Source organism: Larkinella arboricola, assembly GCF_003259745.1.
GTDB lineage: Bacteria > Bacteroidota > Bacteroidia > Cytophagales > Spirosomataceae > Larkinella > Larkinella arboricola.
The window spans coordinates 344,716-366,684 of the sequence record NZ_QLMC01000003.1; the positions used below are offsets into that span (position 1 = coordinate 344,716).

13 protein-coding genes are annotated in these 21,969 nt (G+C 53.6%); 6 read left to right on the plus strand and 7 right to left on the minus strand.

The genetic code is table 11. The annotated features are described in order from the left end of the window. Positions 1–98: 98 nt before the first annotated feature. The 7 genes from LX87_RS12830 to LX87_RS12860 form a co-directional block, all read right to left on the minus strand. Entirely contained in the window at positions 99–1,058 is a 960-nt protein-coding gene (locus LX87_RS12830) for a hypothetical protein (protein ID WP_146624481.1), read from the minus strand. A gap of 191 nt (positions 1,059–1,249) precedes the next feature. Next, entirely contained in the window at positions 1,250–2,698 is a 1,449-nt protein-coding gene (locus LX87_RS12835; protein ID WP_111628641.1) for a DUF1501 domain-containing protein, read from the minus strand. 10 nt (positions 2,699–2,708) lie between these two features. Continuing rightward, a complete protein-coding gene (locus LX87_RS12840; RefSeq protein ID WP_111628642.1) occupies positions 2,709–5,894 on the minus strand; it encodes a DUF1553 domain-containing protein in 3,186 nt (1,061 codons plus the stop codon). Between the two features lie 174 nt (positions 5,895–6,068). Beyond that, positions 6,069–7,628: a RagB/SusD family nutrient uptake outer membrane protein gene (locus LX87_RS12845; protein WP_111628643.1), complete on the minus strand. Its 1,560-nt coding sequence runs from the start codon at positions 7,626–7,628 to the stop codon at positions 6,069–6,071. A gap of 30 nt (positions 7,629–7,658) precedes the next feature. Next, positions 7,659–10,778, minus strand: a complete 3,120-nt coding sequence (locus LX87_RS12850; protein ID WP_229310684.1) for a SusC/RagA family TonB-linked outer membrane protein — start codon at positions 10,776–10,778, stop codon at positions 7,659–7,661. A gap of 432 nt (positions 10,779–11,210) precedes the next feature. Beyond that, complete coding sequence (locus LX87_RS12855; protein WP_111628644.1) at positions 11,211–12,218, minus strand: FecR family protein; 1,008 nt, start codon at positions 12,216–12,218, stop codon at positions 11,211–11,213. Positions 12,219–12,273: 55 nt separating this feature from the next. After that, on the minus strand, positions 12,274–12,945 hold the full coding sequence (locus tag LX87_RS12860) for a sigma-70 family RNA polymerase sigma factor (protein ID WP_111628645.1): 672 nt from the start codon (positions 12,943–12,945) through the stop codon (positions 12,274–12,276). 156 nt (positions 12,946–13,101) lie between these two features. On the opposite strand from LX87_RS12860, the gene LX87_RS12865 reads away from it, so the two are divergent. The 6 genes from LX87_RS12865 (at position 13,102) to LX87_RS12890 (ending at position 21,966) form a co-directional block, all read left to right on the plus strand. Further along, positions 13,102–13,494, plus strand: a complete 393-nt coding sequence (locus LX87_RS12865; protein WP_111628646.1) for a contact-dependent growth inhibition system immunity protein — start codon at positions 13,102–13,104, stop codon at positions 13,492–13,494. A gap of 75 nt (positions 13,495–13,569) precedes the next feature. After that, a complete protein-coding gene (locus LX87_RS12870; RefSeq protein WP_111628647.1) occupies positions 13,570–14,637 on the plus strand; it encodes an NHL repeat-containing protein in 1,068 nt (355 codons plus the stop codon). 177 nt (positions 14,638–14,814) lie between these two features. Then, entirely contained in the window at positions 14,815–16,338 is a 1,524-nt protein-coding gene (locus tag LX87_RS12875) for a c-type cytochrome domain-containing protein (RefSeq protein ID WP_111628648.1), read from the plus strand. Positions 16,339–16,452: 114 nt separating this feature from the next. Continuing rightward, complete coding sequence (locus LX87_RS12880) at positions 16,453–19,917, plus strand: DUF1553 domain-containing protein (protein WP_111628649.1); 3,465 nt, start codon at positions 16,453–16,455, stop codon at positions 19,915–19,917. A gap of 91 nt (positions 19,918–20,008) precedes the next feature. After that, positions 20,009–21,457 (plus strand): DUF1501 domain-containing protein, encoded by a 1,449-nt coding sequence (locus LX87_RS12885; protein ID WP_111628650.1) that lies wholly within the window; start codon positions 20,009–20,011, stop codon positions 21,455–21,457. A gap of 107 nt (positions 21,458–21,564) precedes the next feature. Beyond that, the gene (locus LX87_RS12890) at positions 21,565–21,966 is read left to right on the plus strand and encodes a ketosteroid isomerase-related protein (protein ID WP_111628651.1); all 402 of its coding nucleotides are present in this window, start codon (positions 21,565–21,567) and stop codon (positions 21,964–21,966) included. The last annotated feature ends 3 nt before the right edge of the window (positions 21,967–21,969 follow it).

Here is a 21,969-nt window from a genome sequence, read left to right on the forward strand (position 1 = left end):
TGAAAACGGAGTCGATGTTATCACCACTCGTAAAGGACCTGTTCCCACAACCGTGATGTAACCAGAGGAAAGTCATTTAGAATCTCTGTGCTTTAGCTTTAATCTGGAATGATCAATGGCAGGTGTTTTGCCGGGTTAAATACCTCGTACTGATACCGGATCACATCAATCCGGTTGTTATAGGCAATCCCTTCAAAAAAACGCTTTTTATCCCACTCCACCGATCGCTTTTCGGCAATCGAAAAACTGCCGGTATTGATTTCCCGTTTATTTCGCATATCGGCCGTATAGCGGTGTCGCTCTCCTATTAACCGGTTTTGTGAATTGTATTGATACCAGATCGTATCAGGACCAGCTGGTGCATAAAAACGGCCTAAATACATGCTGTCGAACCAGGCCATTTTTAACTTTCCTTCGGAATCATATGCAAACTGTCGCGAAAAGTGATAAATCGTGTCAGGTTGAGGGTCGGCAGGTCCTTTAAAAACATACAAGCGGTAAAAGCGCCGAATACGTTTTTTATCGTCACGGTCCCAGTGGCTGATATCGGCTACTTGTGAAGAGTCATGGTTTATGGATAAATAACTGCTTTCCTGTTTTTCTACGATTGTATCCCCAGTAGCCGAATAAGCCAGATAGCGTTTACTAAACCCTTCCCCTTTAGGCTCACCAAACCGGGAAAGCGAGGCCTGAATGTGCGACTCCAGTATTAATCGGCCCTTAGAATCGAACCCCCGACGTAAAGTATCAATCGTAATATATCCAGCTTCAGAGCTATCACTGTGGTAGAAGTAAATGGATGTAACAGGCGTATCTCCTTCATAGATGTTCAACCATTTTGAGTTGGTAAGGCCAAAGTTATATACTTCCAAAATTCGATTTTGATGGTCGTAGAAAACCGTTTCAATGTGCTGGCCATTCTTCCATTTTGTACGCAAATAGGCAATCTGATCAAGTGGGGTCTGTAGGCGGGGAATTGATGAATCAAGGTTTCTGTCCACTGAGCAACTTAAAAGCACCGCCATGAAGCTTAAAAGCAAAATTGGTCGAAAAATCATTGGTCCAAAGGATTACGATTAGCCTGGTTATAGCGTATTATTTACCTTGTTTTTGGTCTAGTACTAAATTTCAACAAAAAGTACTTTTCATTACAAAGTTAATAATCCAGACGACATCTCCAATCACGTTCGTGGTTATCTGCCGCACTATATTCTTCGAATAAAGAGTGATCGGGTAAAACCGAATGAGATCACGCCAGAATTCCTTTCACCAGCTTGCCTTCCACATCCGTCAGCCGAAACCGGCGGCCCTGAAATTCGTAGGTTAGTTTTTCGTGATCGATGCCCAGCAAGTGCAGCAGCGTGGCCTGAAAATCGTGGACGTGTACGGGGTTTCGGGCAATGTTGTAGCCAAACTCATCGGTTTCGCCGTAGGTGATTCCGGGCTTGACGCCCCCGCCCGCCATCCACATTGTGAAGCAGCGCGGGTGGTGATCGCGGCCGTAATTATCTTTGGTCAGCTTGCCCTGTGAGTAGTTTGTGCGGCCAAACTCACCGCCCCAAACCACCAGCGTATCATCAAGCAAACCGCGCTGTTTGAGGTCCTGCACCAGAGCCGCCGACGCCTGATCGGTGGCTTTACACTGTTTAGACAACGCTTTGGGCAAATTACCGTGCTGGTCCCAACCCTGGTGATACAACTGCACAAACTTCACATCGCGTTCCAGCAACCGGCGGGCCATCAGGCAGTTAGCAGCATACGTTCCCGGATTGCGGGCTTCTTCGCCGTAGAGATCAAATACCCAGTCTGGTTCGTCAGACAGGTCGTTTACATCCGGAACGGAGGTCTGCATCCGGAACGCCATTTCGTACTGTGCAATGTGATTGGAAACTTCCGGATCGCCGTACAGTTCTTCCTGCACCTGATTTAAGTCCTTCAGCGCATCGAGCATGGAACGCCGGTCCGCCGAACTGTAGCCATTGGGATTGCTCAGGTACAAAACCGGATCGCTGCCGGAGCGGAACTGTACGCCCTGGTGTTTGGACGGCAGAAAACCGTTGCCCCACAAGCGGGCGTACAGCGGCTGGTCCTGCGGGGCATCTTTCGATACCATGACGATAAACGCGGGCAGATTCTCGTTGGCCGAACCCAAGCCGTAACTCACCCACGAGCCAATGCTGGGCCGCCCGGCCAATTGATTGCCAGTCTGAAAAAACGTCAGCGCCGGGTCGTGGTTGATCTGCTCCGTGTACATCGACTTGATAAAACACAAATCGTCGGTTACTTTGGCCGTATACGGCATCAATTCACTCACCCACGCGCCACTTTTGCCGTGCTGCCGGAATTCATACGGCGAACTCACCAGCGGCAGGGCCGACTGCTGGGCGCTCATGCTCGTCAGTCGCTGTCCTTTCCGGACGGATTCGGGTAAATCCTGACCGTGCATTTTTGCCAGATACGGCTTGTAGTCAAACATTTCCAGTTGCGACGGTCCTCCGCTCTGAAACAGGTAAACGACCCGCTTGGCCTTCGGAGCGCGGTGCGGCACGGTTTCAATCCGTTCAGCCGGATTCGAGAAAAGTCCGGAGGTAGGCAGCAGCGAACCCAGCGCCAGCGTGCCCAGGCCCCACGATGCCTTGTTCAGAAAAGACCGCCGGTTAAAGGTATCGGCCAGACTTTGCGCCAGTTTCTCTTTCATCGGTTCTGGGTTAATGTTTCGTAATAAAGGCTTCGGAATTCATCACCGTGCTGGCAACAACCGCCCCGGCGGCCAGCGCGGGCTTTTCATCGACGTTCGGCAGTTGGTATTCACCCGCCTGAAGCCACCCTTGCATTTTGGCGGGATGTTGCCGGAACTTGCGGTATTCCTGTTCGTACAGTTTCCTCAGAATCGCCAGTTCCTTCTCCACCGGTTTTCGACCGGTCAGCAACCGGAATAGCTGCGTCAACCGCTCCGGCAACTCTTTCGATTGCTCAAACGACCGGGCGGCCACCACCTTCGCGGCTTCGACAAACTGCGGATCATTAAGCAGCACCAGCGCCTGCAACGGTGTACTGGTTTTCTGCCGCTGCACCACGCAGTAACTCCGCGAAGGCGCGTCAAAGGTGTTCATCGACGGGGGCGGGTTGGTCCGGCGCCAGAAGGTGTACAAACTTCGGCGGTACAGCTTTTCGCCTTTGTCCTGCTCATACGTCGTGTTGTTGACGGCCCACAACCCTTCCGGCTGGTACGGTTTTACGCTTTCACCCCCCAAACGACCCGACAGCAGGCCACTGGATGCCAGCGCGTTGTCCCGAATCATTTCCGCCGTCAGCCGGAACAACGGTCCCCGCGCCAGCCAGGTATTTTCAGGATCTTTTTTGAGCAAATCCGGCCTTCCGCGCGACGATTGCCGGTACGTCGCCGACATGACGATTAGCTTCTGCATGGCTTTCACGTTCCAGCCACTTTCTCTAAACTGCACTGCCAGCCAGTCAAGCAGTTCCGGATGCGTCGGCAGGTTGCCCTGATTCCCGAAGTTGTTGGCCGATTTGACCAGCCCCGTTCCAAAGTACGTTTGCCAATACCGGTTTACGACCACCCGGGCCGTCAGTGGATTATCCGGGTGCAGCAACCATTTGGCGAGGCCCAACCGGTTTTTGGGGTACTCCTTCGGGAACGGCAGAATGCTGGCCGGAACGTCGGGCTGTACACGCTCACCGGGGGCGTCGTAAACACCGCGTTTGAGCAGGTACGTAGGCCGGGGCGTTTTCATATCCTCCATCACCATGATTTCCGGAATTTCCTCCATGATCCGGTTTTGTTCCGCCCGGAGTTTCTGCAATTCGGCACGCTGCTGCTGGTAGGCCGTCGAAACCGTGTTGAGATAATAGTTTTTGTCGGGGGTTAACTGCGGATCGGCGTTGGCCAGCGCCCGGACTTCCGGCGGGGTCAGTTCCCGGTTATAAACCACCAGTTCATCGAATGACCCTTTTTTGAAACCCGTTCCGCGCATATCGGCCCCCACCATCAACCCGGTTTGGGAGCCTTTGAACAGAATGTCTTTGTACAGATTATCTTTTTCGGTCACCAAAGCCGCTTCCTTGCCATCGACATATAACCGCAATCCGCGGGCCTTGCTCGAACCGTCGTAGGTCATGGTCAGGTGAATCCATTTTTCTTTGGGCAGTACCTCCTTGCCAATCCGGACAATGTTGTTGTACGGCCAGGTGTGGGCCATCAGCAGTTCGGCTTTCCCGTCGCGCAGATTTAGAAAATAACCCCGGAAATTGTACAGAATATCGCCGTTACCCTTGTGCACCAACGCAGCTTTATTCACATCTTTCGGAATATTGATCCACACGCCGATGGTGAACGGCTGCGACCGGTTGAAAATACCGACCTCGCCCAGTTTCAGAATATCGTCGCCGTTGGACTGAAACGCCTGGCCATGTTTGCCCGGTACCAGCACCGGATCAAGCACTTTGCCGGTGTCCTTCTTGCTGACGGCATTCAGAAACGTGCCGTTGACCAGCTTGTCAAACGTAAAATGAGCCTGTAAGCCTTTCCGGAAGTCAAACGGTACGGCCTGACCCGTTTTCGTCTGCCACTGCGCAAAAGCCGTTTGTTCCTGCTGAACGGTCTGGTTCAGCGCCGTTTCGGCGGTTTTGATTTTGGTATCCAAAAACCCCAGCAGACTATCGTGTTTCGATTCCGTCAGCAGCATGGTCGGTACCGGCATGGCGTCGTCCCAGGAGATTTGCCCGGCTTCGTCCACGTTGTTGAAAAAGGCAAACAAGGAGTAATAATCTTTCTGGCTGATGGGATCGAATTTGTGGTCGTGGCAGCGGGCGCATTCGACGGTCATCCCCATCAGGGCCGTGCCGATGGTATTAGCGCGGTCGGCCACGTATTCCACCCGAAATTCTTCGTTGATAATCCCGCCCTCCATGTTTTGCGAATGGTTGCGGTTGAAGGCCGTCGCCAGCCGCTGTTCACGCGTTGCATTCGGCAGCAGGTCACCCGCCAGTTGCCAGGTAATGAACTGATCGAACCGCTGATTCCGGTTAAACGACTGGATCACCCAATCGCGCCAGGGCCACATGGGGCGGTAGCGATCCACGGTATAGCCGTGCGTGTCGGCGTAGCGCGAAACATCCAGCCAATCGACGGCCATTTTCTCCCCATAATGCGGTGATTTCAGCAGCCGATCGACCACCTTCTCGTAGGCGTTGGGCGCGCGGTCGGCCAGAAAAGCGTCAACCTCTTCGACCGTCGGCGGCAACCCCGTCAGATCGAGCGTTACCCGGCGGAGCAGGTTCTCCCGGTCGGCTTCGGGCGAGGGCGTCAGTCCCTGCGCTTCCATCTTGTTCAGAACAAAATAGTCGATTGGATTTTTGGACCACGACGTGTTTTTAACGGTTGGTAACGCCGGTTTTTCCGGTTTGATCAGCGCCCAGTGCGGTTTGTATTCCGCGCCCTGCTCAATCCATTTCAGGAGCACGGCTTTTTCGTAGTTGGTCAGCACCCGGTTCGACGATTTGGGGGGCATCATCTGGTCTTCGTCCGTCGTTACCAGCCGGTAATACACCTCGCTTTCGGCCAGATCGCCCGGCACGATGGCGTGCTTCTTGTTTTTCGCTTTTTTCAGAGCCGCCATCGCCCCTTCGCGGGTTGCCAGTTCCAGCCCGCCTTTCTGACTGGCTTTGTCGGGACCGTGGCAGAAAAAGCATTTATCCGACAGAATCGGTCTGACATGCAGGTTATAGTCCACCTGATCGGGAAGCTGATCGGCCAGTTGTTCGATTTCGGCCGGTTTTTCCACCCCGCCACACCCCTGAACCAACAGGCACACCATGAACCAGACCGACCCCAGTAGCAATCCGCCAAACCAACGTATTTTGATGCGCTTCATTATCACTGGTAACATTGAACGAAAAACTGAATCAAATTCCACCAGAAAACCTTCTATTAATAAACCGTTGCCCCAGCCGCTTCTACTGTAAAATCGTTGTGAAAGCGTAATAATCCGTGGCCTTTCCTTAAAAGCACTTTCTGGTAAACCTCTAATTTACAATAATTTATTTAATTAGTTGGCATATCCCGGGTTCTGGGGCGTAAGATTGGGATTGTTCAGCATCTCCTGTCTACCCAGCGGCAGCAACAGGTGTTTCTCCTGCAAGGGTTGATTTGAACTCAGGTTGATGTGTCCCACAAAGTTGTCAAAACCGTTGGTCCTTTCGTTATAGACCTTCCGCAAACGAACCATATCGAACCACGTTACTTGCTCGTAGCACAGCTCGTGCCAGCGCTCCCGCCAGACCGCTTCCCGGAACGTCGCCTGGGTGTAGGTTCCCAGCGCGGGCGTCGTCAGTTTAGCCCGGTCGCGAATCCGCTTCAAGGCGTCATAAGCCACCTGCGTTGGACCGCCCACCTCGTTCTGCGCTTCGGCGTACAGCAGCAACGTCTCGGCATACCGGATTTGTGGAACGTTCAGATTATTCTGCCGCGTACCGGCCGTTCCCTGCGTGCCGTTGGCCGTCCGATTGAAATGCTTGAACACGTACGCTCCTCCCAACTCAAAGCGGGGGCCATTGCCGTTGGTGAAATACGTTGTATAGAAATACCCCTCCTGATCCTTGGCCCGCAAATCGCCTTTTTCGTAGGAAGCATAAAACGCAGCCGTTGGCACCGAGCTACCCGTTCCCGAGGGGCCATTATACGTTACGGGTTTGAAGTTTGGATAGAAGTTATCCATTGGATTACCGGCCACTACGGTATTATACTGCAACATGAACAGATGCTCCAGCCGGTTTTTGGTGTTTTCCCGGTGGATATCCTCGTAACTCGTAAAAAGATTAATCTCCGTGGGGTTGGCATTGGCGTAGGTAATCACCTCCAGGGCTTTGTCGGCCGCCAGCTTGTAGTGGGAAGCCCCCTTGTTCAGCGGAAAACCGGCCATCGTCAGGTAGACTTTTGCCAGCTGCGTCTTGACGGCGGCCCGGTTCACCCGACCGCTCACGTCCATCCAGGGCAGACCGGCTCCCTCAGCCGCCATCAGATCATCGATAATCAGCTTATATACTTCTTCCTGCGCGGTCCGCGACGGCTGAAAATCCGGTGAAGTCGTGGTCTGCGGCTGGGTAATGAGCGGAATATCGCCCCACAACCGTACGGCTGTGAAATACGCCGAAGCCCGCAGAAACCGGGCTTCGCCCAGAATCCGGTTTTTCTGTGCTTCCGGCATGGGAGTAATTGCGGGTACTTTCTCAAGCACCTGATTCGCGTTGGCTATGACTTTGTAAAGACCGTTCCAGTAATTGACGACGTGGGCCGTGTTGCCGTCGTGCACCAGTCCGTATAGGTTGTTCAGGTCTGAATTCTGCGCTGTCTCGGTCGTGGAAGTTCCAGTTAGTGCTTCCAGCAGTTGCCAGTTGGAAGAAAAGATTCCAGCCGCATCCCCGACAAACCGCAGATCGGCATAAACCGCAGCCAGGGCGGCTTCGGCATGATCCGGAATGGTATAAAAATTATCGGGCGTCAGGTTGGATGGGGCCTGCTCGGTGAGAAAGTCCGAGCATCCCGCGGGTCCCAGCAAGGCGGTTGCCAACAACGCCACGGTACTCATTTTACGATATATAGGGTTCATAGTGAAAATCCTTGGTTAGTGGTTAAGGGCTTACAAACCGATTTGCAGACCGAACAGGTAGGTCGTTGGTTTGGGGTAGTTATGCCAGATCATCCCCTGCGAAAAGGCACTGTTGCTCTCGCCCTGGTTGGTCGGCGTCACTTCAGGATCACCGATGATGGGATCTTTTACCAGCAAAAAGAAATTCTGCACGGTGGCGTAGGCCCGCAGCCGATTGAGTTTCAGCTTACTGGTCAGGCTGCCGGGAAAGGTATAACCCAACAGCAGGTTGCGGCCCCGCAAGAACGAACCGTCTTTGATCCAGTAACTATCCACATTCAGGACATAGCCCGCCCGGGTTTCCCGGATTTCGGCAATCTTCGAGTTCTGATTCTGGGGGGTCCAGGCATTGAGCACCGAGGTGTAGCTGTTGGCGATCGCCTGACGGTCTTCGCTGGTCGAAATATTCAAATCCATCACATCGTTGCCAAACATAAACTGCGTCTCAAAAGTCAGATCAAAATTTTTGTAACGGAACGTATTCGTAAACGCTCCCCAGCCTTTGGGACTCCCGTTGCCAATGATGCTCCGGTCGGCGTCGGTAATGGCCTTGTCGCCATTCACATCCAGGTACTTTATGTCGCCCGGCAGAATCGTCAATCCATTCCGGTAGCTGACAAACTTCGCGGCTTCCTCCCGTTCGGCTTCGCTCCAGACGCCCAGCCGGGTCAGGCCCCAGAAGGAACCAACCGGCTCCCCGACGCGAATGACGTTTGTTGGGTTAGTGAAATTGGGACCGCCCACGTTGAAAATATCCGAGGGCGTTGCCAGCGACAACACCTTGTTGCGGTTGAACGAAATGTTAAATGTTGAGTTCCACTGAAAACCGCCCCTATCAATGTTGACCGAGTTCAGCCCCAGTTCAAATCCTTTGTTCTCCATCGAGCCTACGTTCCGCCGGATCAGGGCGTACCCGCTCGTGCGCGCTACCGGCGCATCCAGCAGCATATCCGTCGTTTTGCGGTAGTAATAATCAGCCTCCAGGTTGAGCCGCCCCTTCAGCAAGCCAATTTCCAGCCCTACGTCCGCCTGAGCGGTTTTTTCCCACCGCAAATCTGCGTTTGACAACCGGCTGATCCCGGTGCCGGCGGTCCGGCTTTCGCCGATAACCGTAGCGTAGTTCGAACTCAGCAACGCCAGTGACGTATAGGGTGGAATCTCCGAGTTTCCAGTCAACCCGTAGCTGGTCCGGAATTTCAGGTTCGAGATCACGGGGTTGTTCTTCAGGAAATCCTCTTCGGAAACCCGCCAGGCCAAAGCCGCCGAGGGAAAGAAGGCAAACTTGTGGTTTTCCCCGAACTTCGACGACCCATCAGCCCGGCCCGTTACCGTCAGCAGGTATTTTTCCATCAGGTTGTAGTTGAGCCGCCCGAAGTAAGAATTGAACGAAAACCGCGAAGCCCCCGATGCTACCTGCGGGTTGGTAGCGCCCGCTCCCAGGTTGTTAAAGCCGAAATAGTCGGTGGCAAAGTTGCTCACACTAGCATTGACCGTGAAGATGTTGGTTTCCTGCCAGGAAACGCCTAACAGAGCGTTGAGAGCGTGTTTCTCGTTGATCGTTTTGTTGTACGTCAGGTAGTTCTCCAGCGACCAGAACGTTTCTTTCCGATTGCTCGACGACGCATTGCCGTTCCCCCCGATGTTCAGCGTCCGGGTTACCGAATAATTATTTTCCTGGGTCTGAACGTTGGTTCCCAGCACGGTGCGCATCTCAAGTCCTTTCGCGAGGGAGATGGTTGAGTAGAGGCTGCCGAGGGTCGTTTGCGTGTTCAGAATGTATTTGGTGCCCATCAGGCGGTGGTATGAACTCATCGTTCCTTCGGCATAAGGATAATCGCGGTTGTTGGCGTAGGTGCCGTCTTCGTACTGCACCGGCAAAAACGGAAAGTCCTCCACAATCTGACGCGCTACGGCATCGTTGATGTCCACCAGGTTTTCCGACTGGTTGTTGTAGCTGAGCGTTCCGCCCACTTTCAGCCAGGGTTTCACCTGATCGTCGATGGTAAACCGCCCCGAATACCGTTTCATATAGGAGGTTTTGATCAACCCCTGATCATCACGATAACCAAGCGAAATGGAATACTGGGTGCGGTCGTTGCCCCCGCTGAAGCCCAGCTGATGGTTCTGCGAGAGCTTGTTCTGGGTCGTTTCTTTCATCCAGTTTGTATCGTATTGGGGGCTGCCGTCCGGATTCCAGACCCGCGGATCGGTCCGGCGGAGTTTGGGATTCAGATACGCCCATTTGCCTGCGGCCCAGCCATCCGGATCGTATTTGGCCATGTTGGCCCAGGCCAGGTCTTCAACGGCCATGTATTCCCGGGCGTTCAGAACTTTGGGAGGGTTCGGGCCAATGGTGTTCACACTGAAATCCACATTGTAGCTGATCTGCCCTTCACCAGACCGGCCTTTTTTGGTGGTCACCAGAATAACCCCGTTGGCTCCCCGAGCACCATAAATAGCCGTCGAGGAAGCATCTTTCAGGACCTCCACGGAAACAATGTCGTTGGGATTGATGTAGTCGATCGCCGACGAAAACTGGTTTTGGGTGCCCTGGGGCAGCATCACCCCGTCAACGACGTAGAGGGGATTATTCGAGGAGTTGATGGAGCTAAACCCCCGCACGCGAATGGTGCTCCGTCCACCGGGTCGGCCCGAATTGGTGTTGACCTGAACACCGGGCATCCGTCCGGACAGCGCCTGTTGTAACGATGCCGTTGGGCGCTCCTTCAATTCGGCTTCCCGTACGGTACCAACCGCCCCGGTTAAGTCGCTTTTCTTCGCCGTTCCATACCCAATGACCACAATCTCTTCCAGAACTTTATCGTCGGGCTGTAGCATGACATTGACGGTTGCCGATGACCGAACGGTTTTTTCCTGCGATACATACCCGACAAAACTAAAGACAAGCACCGCGCCGGCCGAACCTTCCGGCACCGAAAGCGTATAATTCCCGTCGGCATTGGTTACCGTCCCCCGTTGGGTTCCTTTCATGACCACGCTCACGCCCGGAAGTCCTTCCCCGTTTTCGCCGGTTACTTTTCCAGTTACGGTAAAATCGGCGATCGTCACTGCCGGAATGTTCGGGAGCACGCTCAGCGCACGGTCGGCCATCAGTTCTTTCGACGAAATCGGCCCATTGAACGTCGATGGGTTCGATCTCGGCGGTTCATTTTTTTTATCCGGACTTTTAATGATGTAATACGCCTGATTGCCAATTTTCCGGAACACCAGCCCATACGGTTTTAGCAATTTTTCCAGCTGTTTTTCCAGCTTTCCGGAACGAAGCTGCCAGTTTGCCGGAACCGTCACCCCGCCCACGGTCGTCTCTTCAAACAGGATACTGACCTGATGCTGCCGGCTGAGTTCCGTTAATACTTCTTTCATTCGATGCCCCGCCGTTGGAGTAGCCTGGGCGCGTTCTACCGACCGATCATGCTGCCGGGCCAAAGCGATGGATTGCGCCCGGGTTAGCTGGTGACTCAGCATAACCAGCATAATCAGGGTCGTTTTCTGTAAACATGAAATACACATTTTCTAGGTTAATTAAGGGTTTAGGTATTTAGAAGGCTGCAATTCAATGTACTGATCTCGTTTAACCACATTCAGGTTAAGTAGCTCGGATAGAATCAGCAGAAGATCGTCGGCACGCTTTGCCTTATAGTTGCCAGCAATCCGCCGTTGCGCCAGTCGGGTATCCGGAACCGTTACCTTGATGCCAAACCGTTCGTGAATCTGCTCGGCGATTTCGGCTACCGAGGTGTTATCAAAATAAAACCAGTGATCTTTCCAGGCGACATACGGGCGTGCGGTGGCCGTTCGGCTCAATTGGTATTTACCCGAATTGGCAATGGTCACCACATTACCGGGGCGCATGTAAAGCTGCTGACCCTGCGGCAGATCGAGCTTCACTTTCCCTTTGCTGAGAAACACCCGTTTGCCCTTTTTCCGGGAATACACCACAAACTCCGTCCCGAGGACTTCGACCTGTACCCGGTCGGCCGTCTGCACAATAAATCGCTGGTTGGTTACCGTATGCGTTACCTTAAACTCTCCTTCGCCTTCCAGATAAACCTTCCGCGTATCGCGACCAAAGCCAAAGCGCGGAACACGCAAAACGGAATTGGCATTGAGGGTCACTTCCGTACCATCCTCCAGCCGGTATTCGCGGGTTTCCCCAAAAGCCGTCTGGTGCGTTTCGTACAGGAGTTGCGCCCGAAACAGGTAAGCACCAGCCAGACCGACCAGGACAACTGAAGCGGCAATGCCCCAGCGGGCCCATTTTCTAAAGAAGCCAGCCGATAAATCCGGCTGCATTTTCGCTGGCCCAACGGATGTTTTTTGATTGTTCAGAATCAGTTGATACCGGGTTAGGGCGGTTTCGGTATCCACCGCTACCTGCGGACGCCGGTTTTCCCATTCATCCAGATACTGGTAATACTGCTCCCGGCTGGCATCATCGGACAGCCAATCCGCCAGGAGTTTGCGCTGGAAAGCGGTCGCTTTTCCGTCAAAAAAATCGAACACTATTCTCTTTATCTGTTCGGATTCCATACCATATTCGAATTACGCCCGATTCGTCACGGGAAAAACTTGTTTGTGCTATACCTCAGAATGGGCAGATAATTATTCCCACAAGCAGACTAAGAAGCCGGTGCCGTTTCAATTCCTGCCGCAGGTGGCTGAGGGCCCTGATCATCAGTTTTTCGACGGCACTCCCGCTGATCTGCATTTCCTGAGCGATTTCCGGATACTTTTTACCGTCAACCCGACTCAGCAGAAAAGCCCGTTTGCACTGGGGTGACAACCCCTGAATGGCATCTTCAATTTTCTGGTGGAGTTCGCTGAAATGCAGAATTTCGTCGGGTTGCTGCGCGGCCGATGCGCCCTGCGTAGTGAGGGTCTCCAGCGGATCGGCGGGGTGAAGTTCCCAGCGGAGGTAGTTGTAAGCCCGGTTCCGAACCGTTTGGTAGAGGTAGGCCCGATACGAGGTGGTAATCCGTTCAAAAATCCGATCCTGCCAGAAAACCGTATAGACTTCGGCCACCAGGTCTTCGGCAACGTCTTTGGAATACACGAATCGCACGGCGTGGTTTACCAGATTGGCATAATACCGCCGAAACAGCAGCTCACACCCGCGTTTTGGATCCTGCGCAAAAAGCTCCCGGAAAATCAATTCGTCATCCGTCACTTTTCCCTGAGGGGTAGCAAAACGGTTTACCGCAGAACGCAGCAAATCATCTTCCTTACTTTCGCTATTACTGAGGGGTACCTGTTGCATGCAAAACGACGGCCTGACTGGTGGTATTTAACACAGACAAGTTTGTACTTTATCACCTCACATCAGTAAAAAAATATTTTTTCACCGCAACAGGTCCGCGGAAGGGCTTGTATATTCGTTTCTGAAAGCATAAAAAGGCCTTTCGCTGGATAACCTATGGAGAGAAACTGGCAGGAGCAAACGCTTGAAATACTGGAAGATCAATATTGGGAAGAACCCCTGCTGGCCGACAGCCGACACCAGAAAATTCATGCCCTCCGGCAGACACCCCTGAATCAGTTCAGTACGGAAGACATCCGGATGATGATTGGCCACGGTATGTCGCTGCCCCACCTGATTCCGCTGGCCATCGAACGGCTAAATAAAAACCTGTTTGCCGAAGGAGATTACTACCCCGGCGACCTTTTACAGAGTGTGCTGAACGTTGATCTAAGTTTTTGGTTGACAAATCGATCACTTTGGCAGTATATTCACCAACTTATTATAAAGAATTCGTTTGAACTGGAAGACCGGGGTATCAATCCCGAACGATTTCTCGAATTGTCATGACTACTATATCTACGGATTTCGGCCTGTAGATACGATACTGTAAACCACTATTCCAAAACCTTTGTAATTAACCTTATGGCTTCTCAATCTGTAAACCGACGTACCTTCCTCAACCAGGCCGCAGCCGCAACCGCCGTCGGATTGACCATTCCAAATATTAACTTCGGAGCACTACCCAAAGCCGATGAGGTGGTAATTGGGCACGGTTCGCACCGTTACCGCGTGGTGCCCAACTGGGGGGTGCTGGATGCGGGTAAAAACCCCGTCAACGATTGCCACGAAATGGTGGAAGACGCCAAAGGACGACTGATTCTGCTGACCAACGAGACCAAAAACAACATTATTATTTACGATAAATCGGGTAAACTGGTCGAAACCTGGGGCAACAGTTATCCGGGCGGCCACGGTTTGACGTTGTCCAATGAAGGCGGGGAGCAATTTCTTTTTATCTGCGATAACAACCGGCATCAGGTCATCAAAACCGACCTGAAAGGCAAAGAATTGCTGAAAATCGACTATCCCAAAGAAACCGGCAAATACGCTTACCCCACGCAGTTCATCCCGACCGAAACCGCCATCAACCCCGCAAACGGGGATATTTACGTGGCCGATGGGTACGGTTTAAACTACATCATACAGTACGACAGCAAAGGGAAATACATCCGGCACTGGGGCGGTAAAGGCGCTGAAAACGGCCAGTTCGACTGCTGCCACGGTATTCTGGTCGATACCCGCAACAAAACCAACCCAACGTTGCTCATTACCGACCGGCGGCACAACTGCCTGAAACGGTTTACGCTCGACGGTAAGTACATGTCTACCATCGCCTTACCTGGCTCCTACATCTGCCGCCCGGTGCTGCACGGTGACATGATTTACGGCGCGGTGTTCCGCAGCACGTCCGACTCCTATCCGAATTCGGGTTACATCCAGATTCTGGACAAAAACGACAAAGTGGTTTCGACGCCAGGCGGCACGGCTCCGGTTTACAAAGACGGCAAACTCGAAGAGCAACGGAAAGACATGACCAGCACGGCTTTCATGCACCCGCACGATGTGCTGGTCGATGGCGACGAGAACGTTTATGTGCCGCAGTGGGCCTCTCAGAAAACCTACCCGGTTAAATTACAACGCGTTAGTTAATAAAACTGGCAGGTTACTTACTGCTTTTTAGCTTAACTGGCTTCGTCTTTCGCCATAAAACCGTCAGGCCGGACCGATAGTGAATCGGGTCCGGCCTACTGCGGTATGTGCAGAAAGTTGGGCGCAACAGACGGCCCAGAATTTGAAATTGATCCTACTCCCGACCCCATCGATTCAATGCTTAGTTTCATTCTCCTGCAGGCTACCTCTCCCCAACCTTCCGAATGGGCACTGTTTCTCGGACGGTTTCACCCGCTGATCGTCCACCTGCCCATCGGTTTTCTGCTGATTGCCGGTTTGCTGGAACTGGACCGGGTGACACGTCGGCAACGTGTTAGCTCTCATACTATTACACTTATTTTGTTCTGGTCGGCAGTCAGCGCGACGATGGCGTGTATTTTCGGTTACCTGCTTTCGCTGGGTGGTGGCTATGACGAACAAACGCTCAACTACCATATGTGGGAAGGCATCGGCGTGGCGGTTTTCGCCTGGATTGCCTGGGCGGTCAAACACGAACGCATTGGCCCCCGGATCCGGCTGGGTCAGTTGCTTTATTTCCCGGCTTTAGGATTAGGCATCTTGCTGCTGCTGGCGGCCGGTCACGAAGGCGGTTCACTCACCCACGGCTCTGATTTTCTGACCCAATACACCCCCGAACCGTTGCGCTCGCTGGCCGGTATTCCGCCCCGGGAGCAAACCGTTGAAGACATTCCGGCCATCACCGACGTCAATCAGGCGATGGTATACCAGCAAATTGTCCATCCGATTCTGAAAACCCGTTGCGTACAATGCCATAATCCCGAAAAATCGAAGGCCGATCTGCGGCTGGATAACCCCGAAATGATTAAAAAGGGCAGCGAAGATGGCCCTGTTGTGGTGGCCGGAAAGGCCGACCAAAGCCGTCTGATGAAGGTCTGCCTGCTGCCGGAAGAAGACGATGATCACATGCCGCCCAAAGGCAAACCGCAATTAACCGAAAATCAGATTATGCTGCTGACGTGGTGGATCAATCAGGGGGCTCCGTTCGACAAGAGGGTAGCCGAACTCAAGGTGACGGATGATGTAAAACCGGCTCTGGCGTCGCTGGGATCGGGTGCGGCAACCGGCAGCCAGCAGGTAGCCAGCGGTCCGGCCCCCGAATCGCCGGTTCTGACTATGAAGCTTCCGGCGGCTGATCCGAAAGCCGTTGAGGAGCTGCGAAAAACCGGTTTGCTGATCCTACCGCTGTCGAAAGAACAGAACCAACTGGAAGTCAGCGCCGTCAACGCCCGCACGTTCAGCGACGCCCAGGCTGCGGCTTTACCGAAATTAAGCCAGCAGATTGTTTGGCTCAAACTGGGCGACACCGAGGTTTCCGACGCCACGCTGGCGCAGGTAGCCCAGCTAAAAAACCTGCAAAAGCTGCATCTGGAGCAAACCAAGGTAACCGACGCGGGCCTGAAAAACCTCAAAAATCTGCCGTATCTGGAATACCTGAATCTCTATGGCACGGCGGTAACCGACGCGGGTTTAAAGGAACTGGCTGGAATAAAAAACTTAAAGACCGTTTACCTCTGGCAAACGAAGGTAACCGACGCTGGCGTGGCTGAACTGAAGAAAGCAATGCCGAATCTGGAAATCAACATGGGGTTGGGCGAAAGCTCAATTGCCCAGTTTATGAAAGCCGATTCGTCGGCCCCTGAACCCGATAAAGCCAAATAATTGACCGGCAGGTCAAGAAACTATACTTTTTGGCAAGCAAACTGGTTTATTTCGGAAATATTTTATATAATTTTGTAGATTCTTTGGATTTTTCTTTCAAACAACCTCGCTCGTATGTGTCATTTTACCGACATACGATTTCACTCTCTGCTTTTAAGCGCGGCAATCGGACTGTTTTCGGTGGCCGTCTGGAGTTCATGCGGTACTAGCGTCGAAAAACCGGCGGAACTGGTGGCACTGGAAAGCCGATTGCCCGAAAAAGTAGACTACAACCTGCACATCAAACCCATTCTGTCCGACCGTTGCTTTGCCTGCCACGGTCCCGACAAGGCCAAACAACAGGCTGGTTTGCGGCTCGACACACCCGAGGGAGCCTATGAGGCATTGGCGGAAAGTGGCAAAACCGCCATTGTACCCGGTAATCTGGCCAAAAGCGAAGCGTACCACCGCATTGTGTCCAACGACCCGGAATACCGGATGCCGACGCCCGAATCGAACCTGGTGCTGACCAACGAGGAGAAAGCCCTGCTGGTACGCTGGATTGAGCAGGGGGCCGAATACAAACCGCACTGGTCGCTGATTGCGCCCCAGATGGCGGACATTCCAACGGTTAAAAATACGGGCTGGCCTAAAAACGAGATTGACCATTTCGTCCTGAAAAAGCTCGAAGAAAAAGGACTGACGCCCAACCCCGAAGCCGACAAAGCGACTCTGCTACGCCGGGTTTCGCTGGATTTAACGGGTTTGCCGCCCACGGTAGCCGAAGTGGACGCTTTTCTGGCCGACAATTCGCCCAACGCCTACTCCAACGTAGTCAACCGGCTGCTCAGTAGCCCGCATTATGGCGAACGACAGGCCGTCGAGTGGCTGGATGCGGCCCGATATGCCGACACGCACGGGTATCAGGACGACGGTTTGCGAACCATGTGGCCCTACCGCAACTGGGTGATTACGGCTTACAACAAAAACCTGCGGTTCGACAAGTTTATTACCTGGCAACTGGCGGGCGATATGCTGCCCAACCCGACACAAAACATGCTGCTGGCAACGGCCTTCAACCGCAACCACCAGCAAAGCCAGGAAGGCGGTATTGTGGACGAAGAATACCGGGTGGAATACGTCGCCGACCGGGTGAATACGTTCGGGAAAGCGATGTTGGGCATGACCGTTGAGTGCGCCCGCTGCCACGACCACAAATACGACCCCATTAGCCAGAAAGATTATTACTCGTTATACGCCTTTTTCAATAACAACAACGAGCGCGGCCAGATACCGTACAACGGCGAACCTGCCCCGACCCTCACGCTCACCTCGACCCAAACGGAGGCTCAGTTGAAATTTATTCGGGACCAGCTAAAACCGTTACAGCAGCGCCTGAATATCAACCGTCCGGAATATCAGCACGGTTTTGGACGGTGGCTAACCCAGGCTGAACGCAGTCCCAAATCGTCGATTAAAGAGGGTCTGGTGGCGCACTATACCTTCGACGAAGCCGACCGGCTGGATTTTAAAGCCTACGAACATTCGGAGGAAAAGAAAATCAAAGACGCCGAACGGAAGAAAGAGAACGATTTAAAGAAAAAGGAAGAAGAGCGCCGGAAAAAACTGGGCCTACCGGAAGTAAAGAAACCGCCCGTACCGAAAACCCGCGAAGAACTCGAAAAAGACCCCCGCAACGCGTTCTGGAATCAGGTGAACGACACGCTTCCGGCCCGGCTGGCGGGCGATCCCGAAAGTATGCCGTACCAGATTAAAGGCCGGGTTGGCATGGCGCGGTATCTGAAAGGCGACAGCAATATCGAATTGCCCCGGCCAGTCGGCTATTTTGAGCAGAATCAGCCCTTTACCGTTAGTGCCTGGTTCAATGTGGCCAAACCGGGCGTGGAAGGGATGCTGATGGGCAAATCAAACGGACCCTTTGACGGCAATCGGGGTTACGAAATTGAACTGCTAAAGGATGGCCGGTTTAAAGTGACAGTCAACCACGTCTGGCCCGACAACAGTCTGGATGTAGAAACCGTCGGAAAAATCCGCTACAAACACTGGTTCCATCTGGCCATGACCTACGACGGTTCGGGCCGGTCCGCCGGTATTAAGCTGTATCTGGATGGAAAACCGGCTCCGCTTCAAGTCGTTACCGACAACCTGCGGCACAGCATCGACCACGGTCAGAATGGTAAAAACTGGACGGGTTCACCCTTCCTGATCGGCCGTGTTCACGATCACTACATTAAGGATTACGCCATTGACGAGCTACGGATTTACAACCGCAGCCTGACTCCGCTGGAAATCCCGGCGCTGGCGGGTCAGCCGGACGCCTTAACGACGGCTTTGTATACACCAGCCGCCAAACGCACGGCCACCCAGCGGGCCGGTTTATACACGTATTACGTCACCAACCATGATTCGACGTACCGGAACGCCTTTGAAGAAGCGCAGGCGCTACGGGCTAAGGAACTGGGGCTTTACAACAATTCGAATCAGGTGATGGTGATGAAGGAGCGGAAATATCCGCGAAAAACCTTCCTGCTGAAACGGGGCGCCTACGATGCGCCGGGCGAAGAGGTGAAACCCGAAACGCCCGCCCAACTAATGCCCTTCCCGGCGGAGTATCCGAAAAACCGGCTGGGGCTGGCCCAATGGCTGCTGCATCCGGACAATTCGCTGTTCAGCCGGGTGATGGTCAACCGGTTCTGGCAGCAGTATTTCGGCGAGGGGCTTGTGAAAAGCAGCGACGATTTTGGCAACCAGGGCAACCTGCCCTCCCACCCCGAACTGCTGGATTACCTGGCCGTCCGGTTCCGGGATGGTGCGGGCGCGTCGGGCGTCTGGAACGCTAAAGCCCTGCACAAACTGATCGTTATGTCGGCAACCTACCGGCAGTCGTCGCGGTCCGCCGATGCGAAAAAGCTGGACGCCGATCCAGACAATTCGCTGCTTTCGCGGGGACCGAGTTACCGGATGTCGGCCGAGCAGGTCCGCGATATTGCCCTGGCCGCCAGCGGGTTGTTAACCGATAAAATTGGCGGCCCTAGTGTCCACCCGTACCAGCCCGCCGGTATCTGGGAAGCCCTGGCCACCCGAAACGCCATCAATTACGTGCAGAACCACGGCGATAGCCTGTACCGCCGGAGCTTGTATACGGTCTGGAAACGGTCTTCGCCCCCGCCGATGATGCTCAACTTTGATGCGTCGGAACGGCATACCTGCATCGTCAAACGGCAGAAAACCAGTACGCCCCTGCAAGCCCTGGTGACGCTCAACGACCCCCAGTTTGTCGAAGCCGCCCGGGTATTGGGGCAGAAGGCTTGCAGCATGGGGCTTAACAATGAGCAGTTGATTGACTACGTGTTTAAAGCCGTAACCAGTCGCCCGGCCCGCCCGGCAGAAACGGTTTTGATGAAGCAACTGTACGCCGAAGAACTGGCCGACTTTAAGAAGAGTCCCAAACGAGCCGCCGAACTGTTGAGCGTTGGTGAATACCCAATTGACCCCAAAATTCCGAAACCGGAACTGGCGGCTTGGACAGTGGTCACCAGCACCATCCTAAACGTTGACGAAGCGATTATCAAACGATAACCCTCTGATTTCCTCTGATCAACTCTGTGTAATAGCCTTTTAGTTACACAGGGTTGATCAGAGGAAATCAGAGTTAAGCTGAGAAAAGGCTATGAACAACCTGGAAGACGAAATACACGATCAGTTGAGCCGCCGGAATTTTCTGGGCCGGTCCAGTGCCGGGTTGGGTGCGATGGCGCTCGCGTCGCTGCTTAACCCCGCAAAAGCATTGGCCAGTAGCGAGGAAAACCGTGCGCCGGGCAAACCCCATTTCTCGCCCAAGGTGAAACGGGTCATTTACCTGTTCCAGAGCGGTGCGCCCTCGCAGCTGGATTTGTTTGATTACAAGCCCAAACTCGAAACGATGTGGGGCCAGGATTTGCCCGAATCGGTCCGGAAAGGACAACGACTGACGGGCATGACCGCCGGGCAGAGCCGGTTTCCGCTGGCGGCTTCCAAATTCCGGTTTGCCAAACACGGCCAGAGCCAGATGTGGATCAGCGAACTGTTGCCGTACACCTCCCGCATCACGGACGATCTGTGTTTTATCCGGTCGATGCATACCGAAGCCATCAACCACGACCCGGCGGTGACGTTCTTCCAGACGGGTTCGCAACAGGCCGGACGGCCTTCGTTCGGGTCCTGGGCCAGCTACGGTTTAGGCTCCGACAACCAGAATTTACCGGCGTTTGTGGTGCTGCTCTCGAAAGGCCGCGATGGCGACCAGCCGCTGTACGCCAAGCTATGGAGCAATGGTTTTCTGCCGTCGGTGCACCAGGGCGTCGTGTTCCGGTCCGGCCCCGATCCGGTTTATTACCTCAACAACCCACCGGGCATCGACAAAACCAGCCGTCGGCGGATGCTCGATTACCTCGGCAAACTGCATCAGGAACAATTCAAACAAGTGCTCGATCCGGAAATCAACAACCGGATGGCGCAGTACGAAATGGCGTACCGGATGCAGACATCGGTGCCCGAAACGCTCGACATTTCGAAAGAACCGGATTATATTTTTGATCTCTACGGCCCCGATTCGCGCAAACCGGGCACGTTTGCCGCCAACTGTATTCTGGCCCGGAAGCTCATCGAGAAAGACGTCAAGTTTGTGCAGTTGTACCACCAGGGTTGGGACCAGCACGGTAATCTGCCCAACGACATCAAGATTCAAACCAAGAGCGTCGATCAGGCGTCGGCGGCTCTGATTATGGATTTGAAACAGCGCGGACTGCTCGACGATACGCTGGTGATCTGGGGCGGGGAGTTTGGCCGGACCAATTATTCGCAGGGTAAACTGTCGAAGGAAAACTACGGTCGTGACCACCACCCGCGTTGCTTTACGGTCTGGATGGCGGGCGCGGGCGTCCGGAAAGGCATGGTTTACGGCGAAACCGACGAGTTTGGCTACAACGTTGTCAAAGATCCGGTCCACGTGCATGACTTTCAGGCCACGATTCTGCACCTGATGGGCATCGATCACGAAAAGCTGGTTTTCAAACACCAGGGCCGTCGCTACCGGCTGACGGATGTACACGGAAAAGTGGTAAAGCCGCTGCTGGCATAAACTCCTTTTAGAAACTCCTGGATTGATCAGCCCACGACTAACACCGTGGGCTTTTATTTTTCCTGGTTGTCCTTCCTATATTTGCGTCAAACTAACCTCACGAATCAATGGCTGCTCTAGACGTTGTGAAAAATTATTACGAGTGCTTCAACCAGAAAGACTGGAACGGAATGCTGGCACTGGTGTCGCCCGACATCCGGCACGAACCGAATCAGGGCGAAGCGCGCATTGGGATTGAAAAATTCACGGCTTTTGTCCACCACATGGATGAATCGTACGACGAAAAACTGACGGAGATGGTTTTCTTTTCGGAACCGTCGGGCCAGCGCGTGGCCGTTGAGTTCGTTGTCAACGGTATTTACAAAAAAGCGGAAGAAGGCTTACCAGCGGCTACTCATCAAACGTACGTGGTTCCGGCTGCGGCTTTTCTGGAAGTGACCGATGGCAAAATCAGCCGGGTGACAACGTACTACAACCTGCCGCTCTGGATTAAAGCCGTTTCGGAATAAAAA

Coding starts and splice junctions, on each gene's coding strand:
- LX87_RS12830 (WP_146624481.1), bottom strand. CDS start 1,058: ATGATTTTTCGACCAATTTTGCTTTTAAGCTTCATGGCGGTGCTTTTA.
- LX87_RS12835 (WP_111628641.1), bottom strand. CDS start 2,698: ATGAAAGAGAAACTGGCGCAAAGTCTGGCCGATACCTTTAACCGGCGG.
- LX87_RS12840 (WP_111628642.1), bottom strand. CDS start 5,894: ATGAAGCGCATCAAAATACGTTGGTTTGGCGGATTGCTACTGGGGTCG.
- LX87_RS12845 (WP_111628643.1), bottom strand. CDS start 7,628: ATGAACCCTATATATCGTAAAATGAGTACCGTGGCGTTGTTGGCAACC.
- LX87_RS12850 (WP_229310684.1), bottom strand. CDS start 10,778: ATGGCCGACCGTGCGCTGAGCGTGCTCCCGAACATTCCGGCAGTGACG.
- LX87_RS12855 (WP_111628644.1), bottom strand. CDS start 12,218: ATGGAATCCGAACAGATAAAGAGAATAGTGTTCGATTTTTTTGACGGA.
- LX87_RS12860 (WP_111628645.1), bottom strand. CDS start 12,945: ATGCAACAGGTACCCCTCAGTAATAGCGAAAGTAAGGAAGATGATTTG.
- LX87_RS12865 (WP_111628646.1), top strand. CDS start 13,102: ATGGAGAGAAACTGGCAGGAGCAAACGCTTGAAATACTGGAAGATCAA.
- LX87_RS12870 (WP_111628647.1), top strand. CDS start 13,570: ATGGCTTCTCAATCTGTAAACCGACGTACCTTCCTCAACCAGGCCGCA.
- LX87_RS12875 (WP_111628648.1), top strand. CDS start 14,815: ATGCTTAGTTTCATTCTCCTGCAGGCTACCTCTCCCCAACCTTCCGAA.
- LX87_RS12880 (WP_111628649.1), top strand. CDS start 16,453: ATGTGTCATTTTACCGACATACGATTTCACTCTCTGCTTTTAAGCGCG.
- LX87_RS12885 (WP_111628650.1), top strand. CDS start 20,009: ATGAACAACCTGGAAGACGAAATACACGATCAGTTGAGCCGCCGGAAT.
- LX87_RS12890 (WP_111628651.1), top strand. CDS start 21,565: ATGGCTGCTCTAGACGTTGTGAAAAATTATTACGAGTGCTTCAACCAG.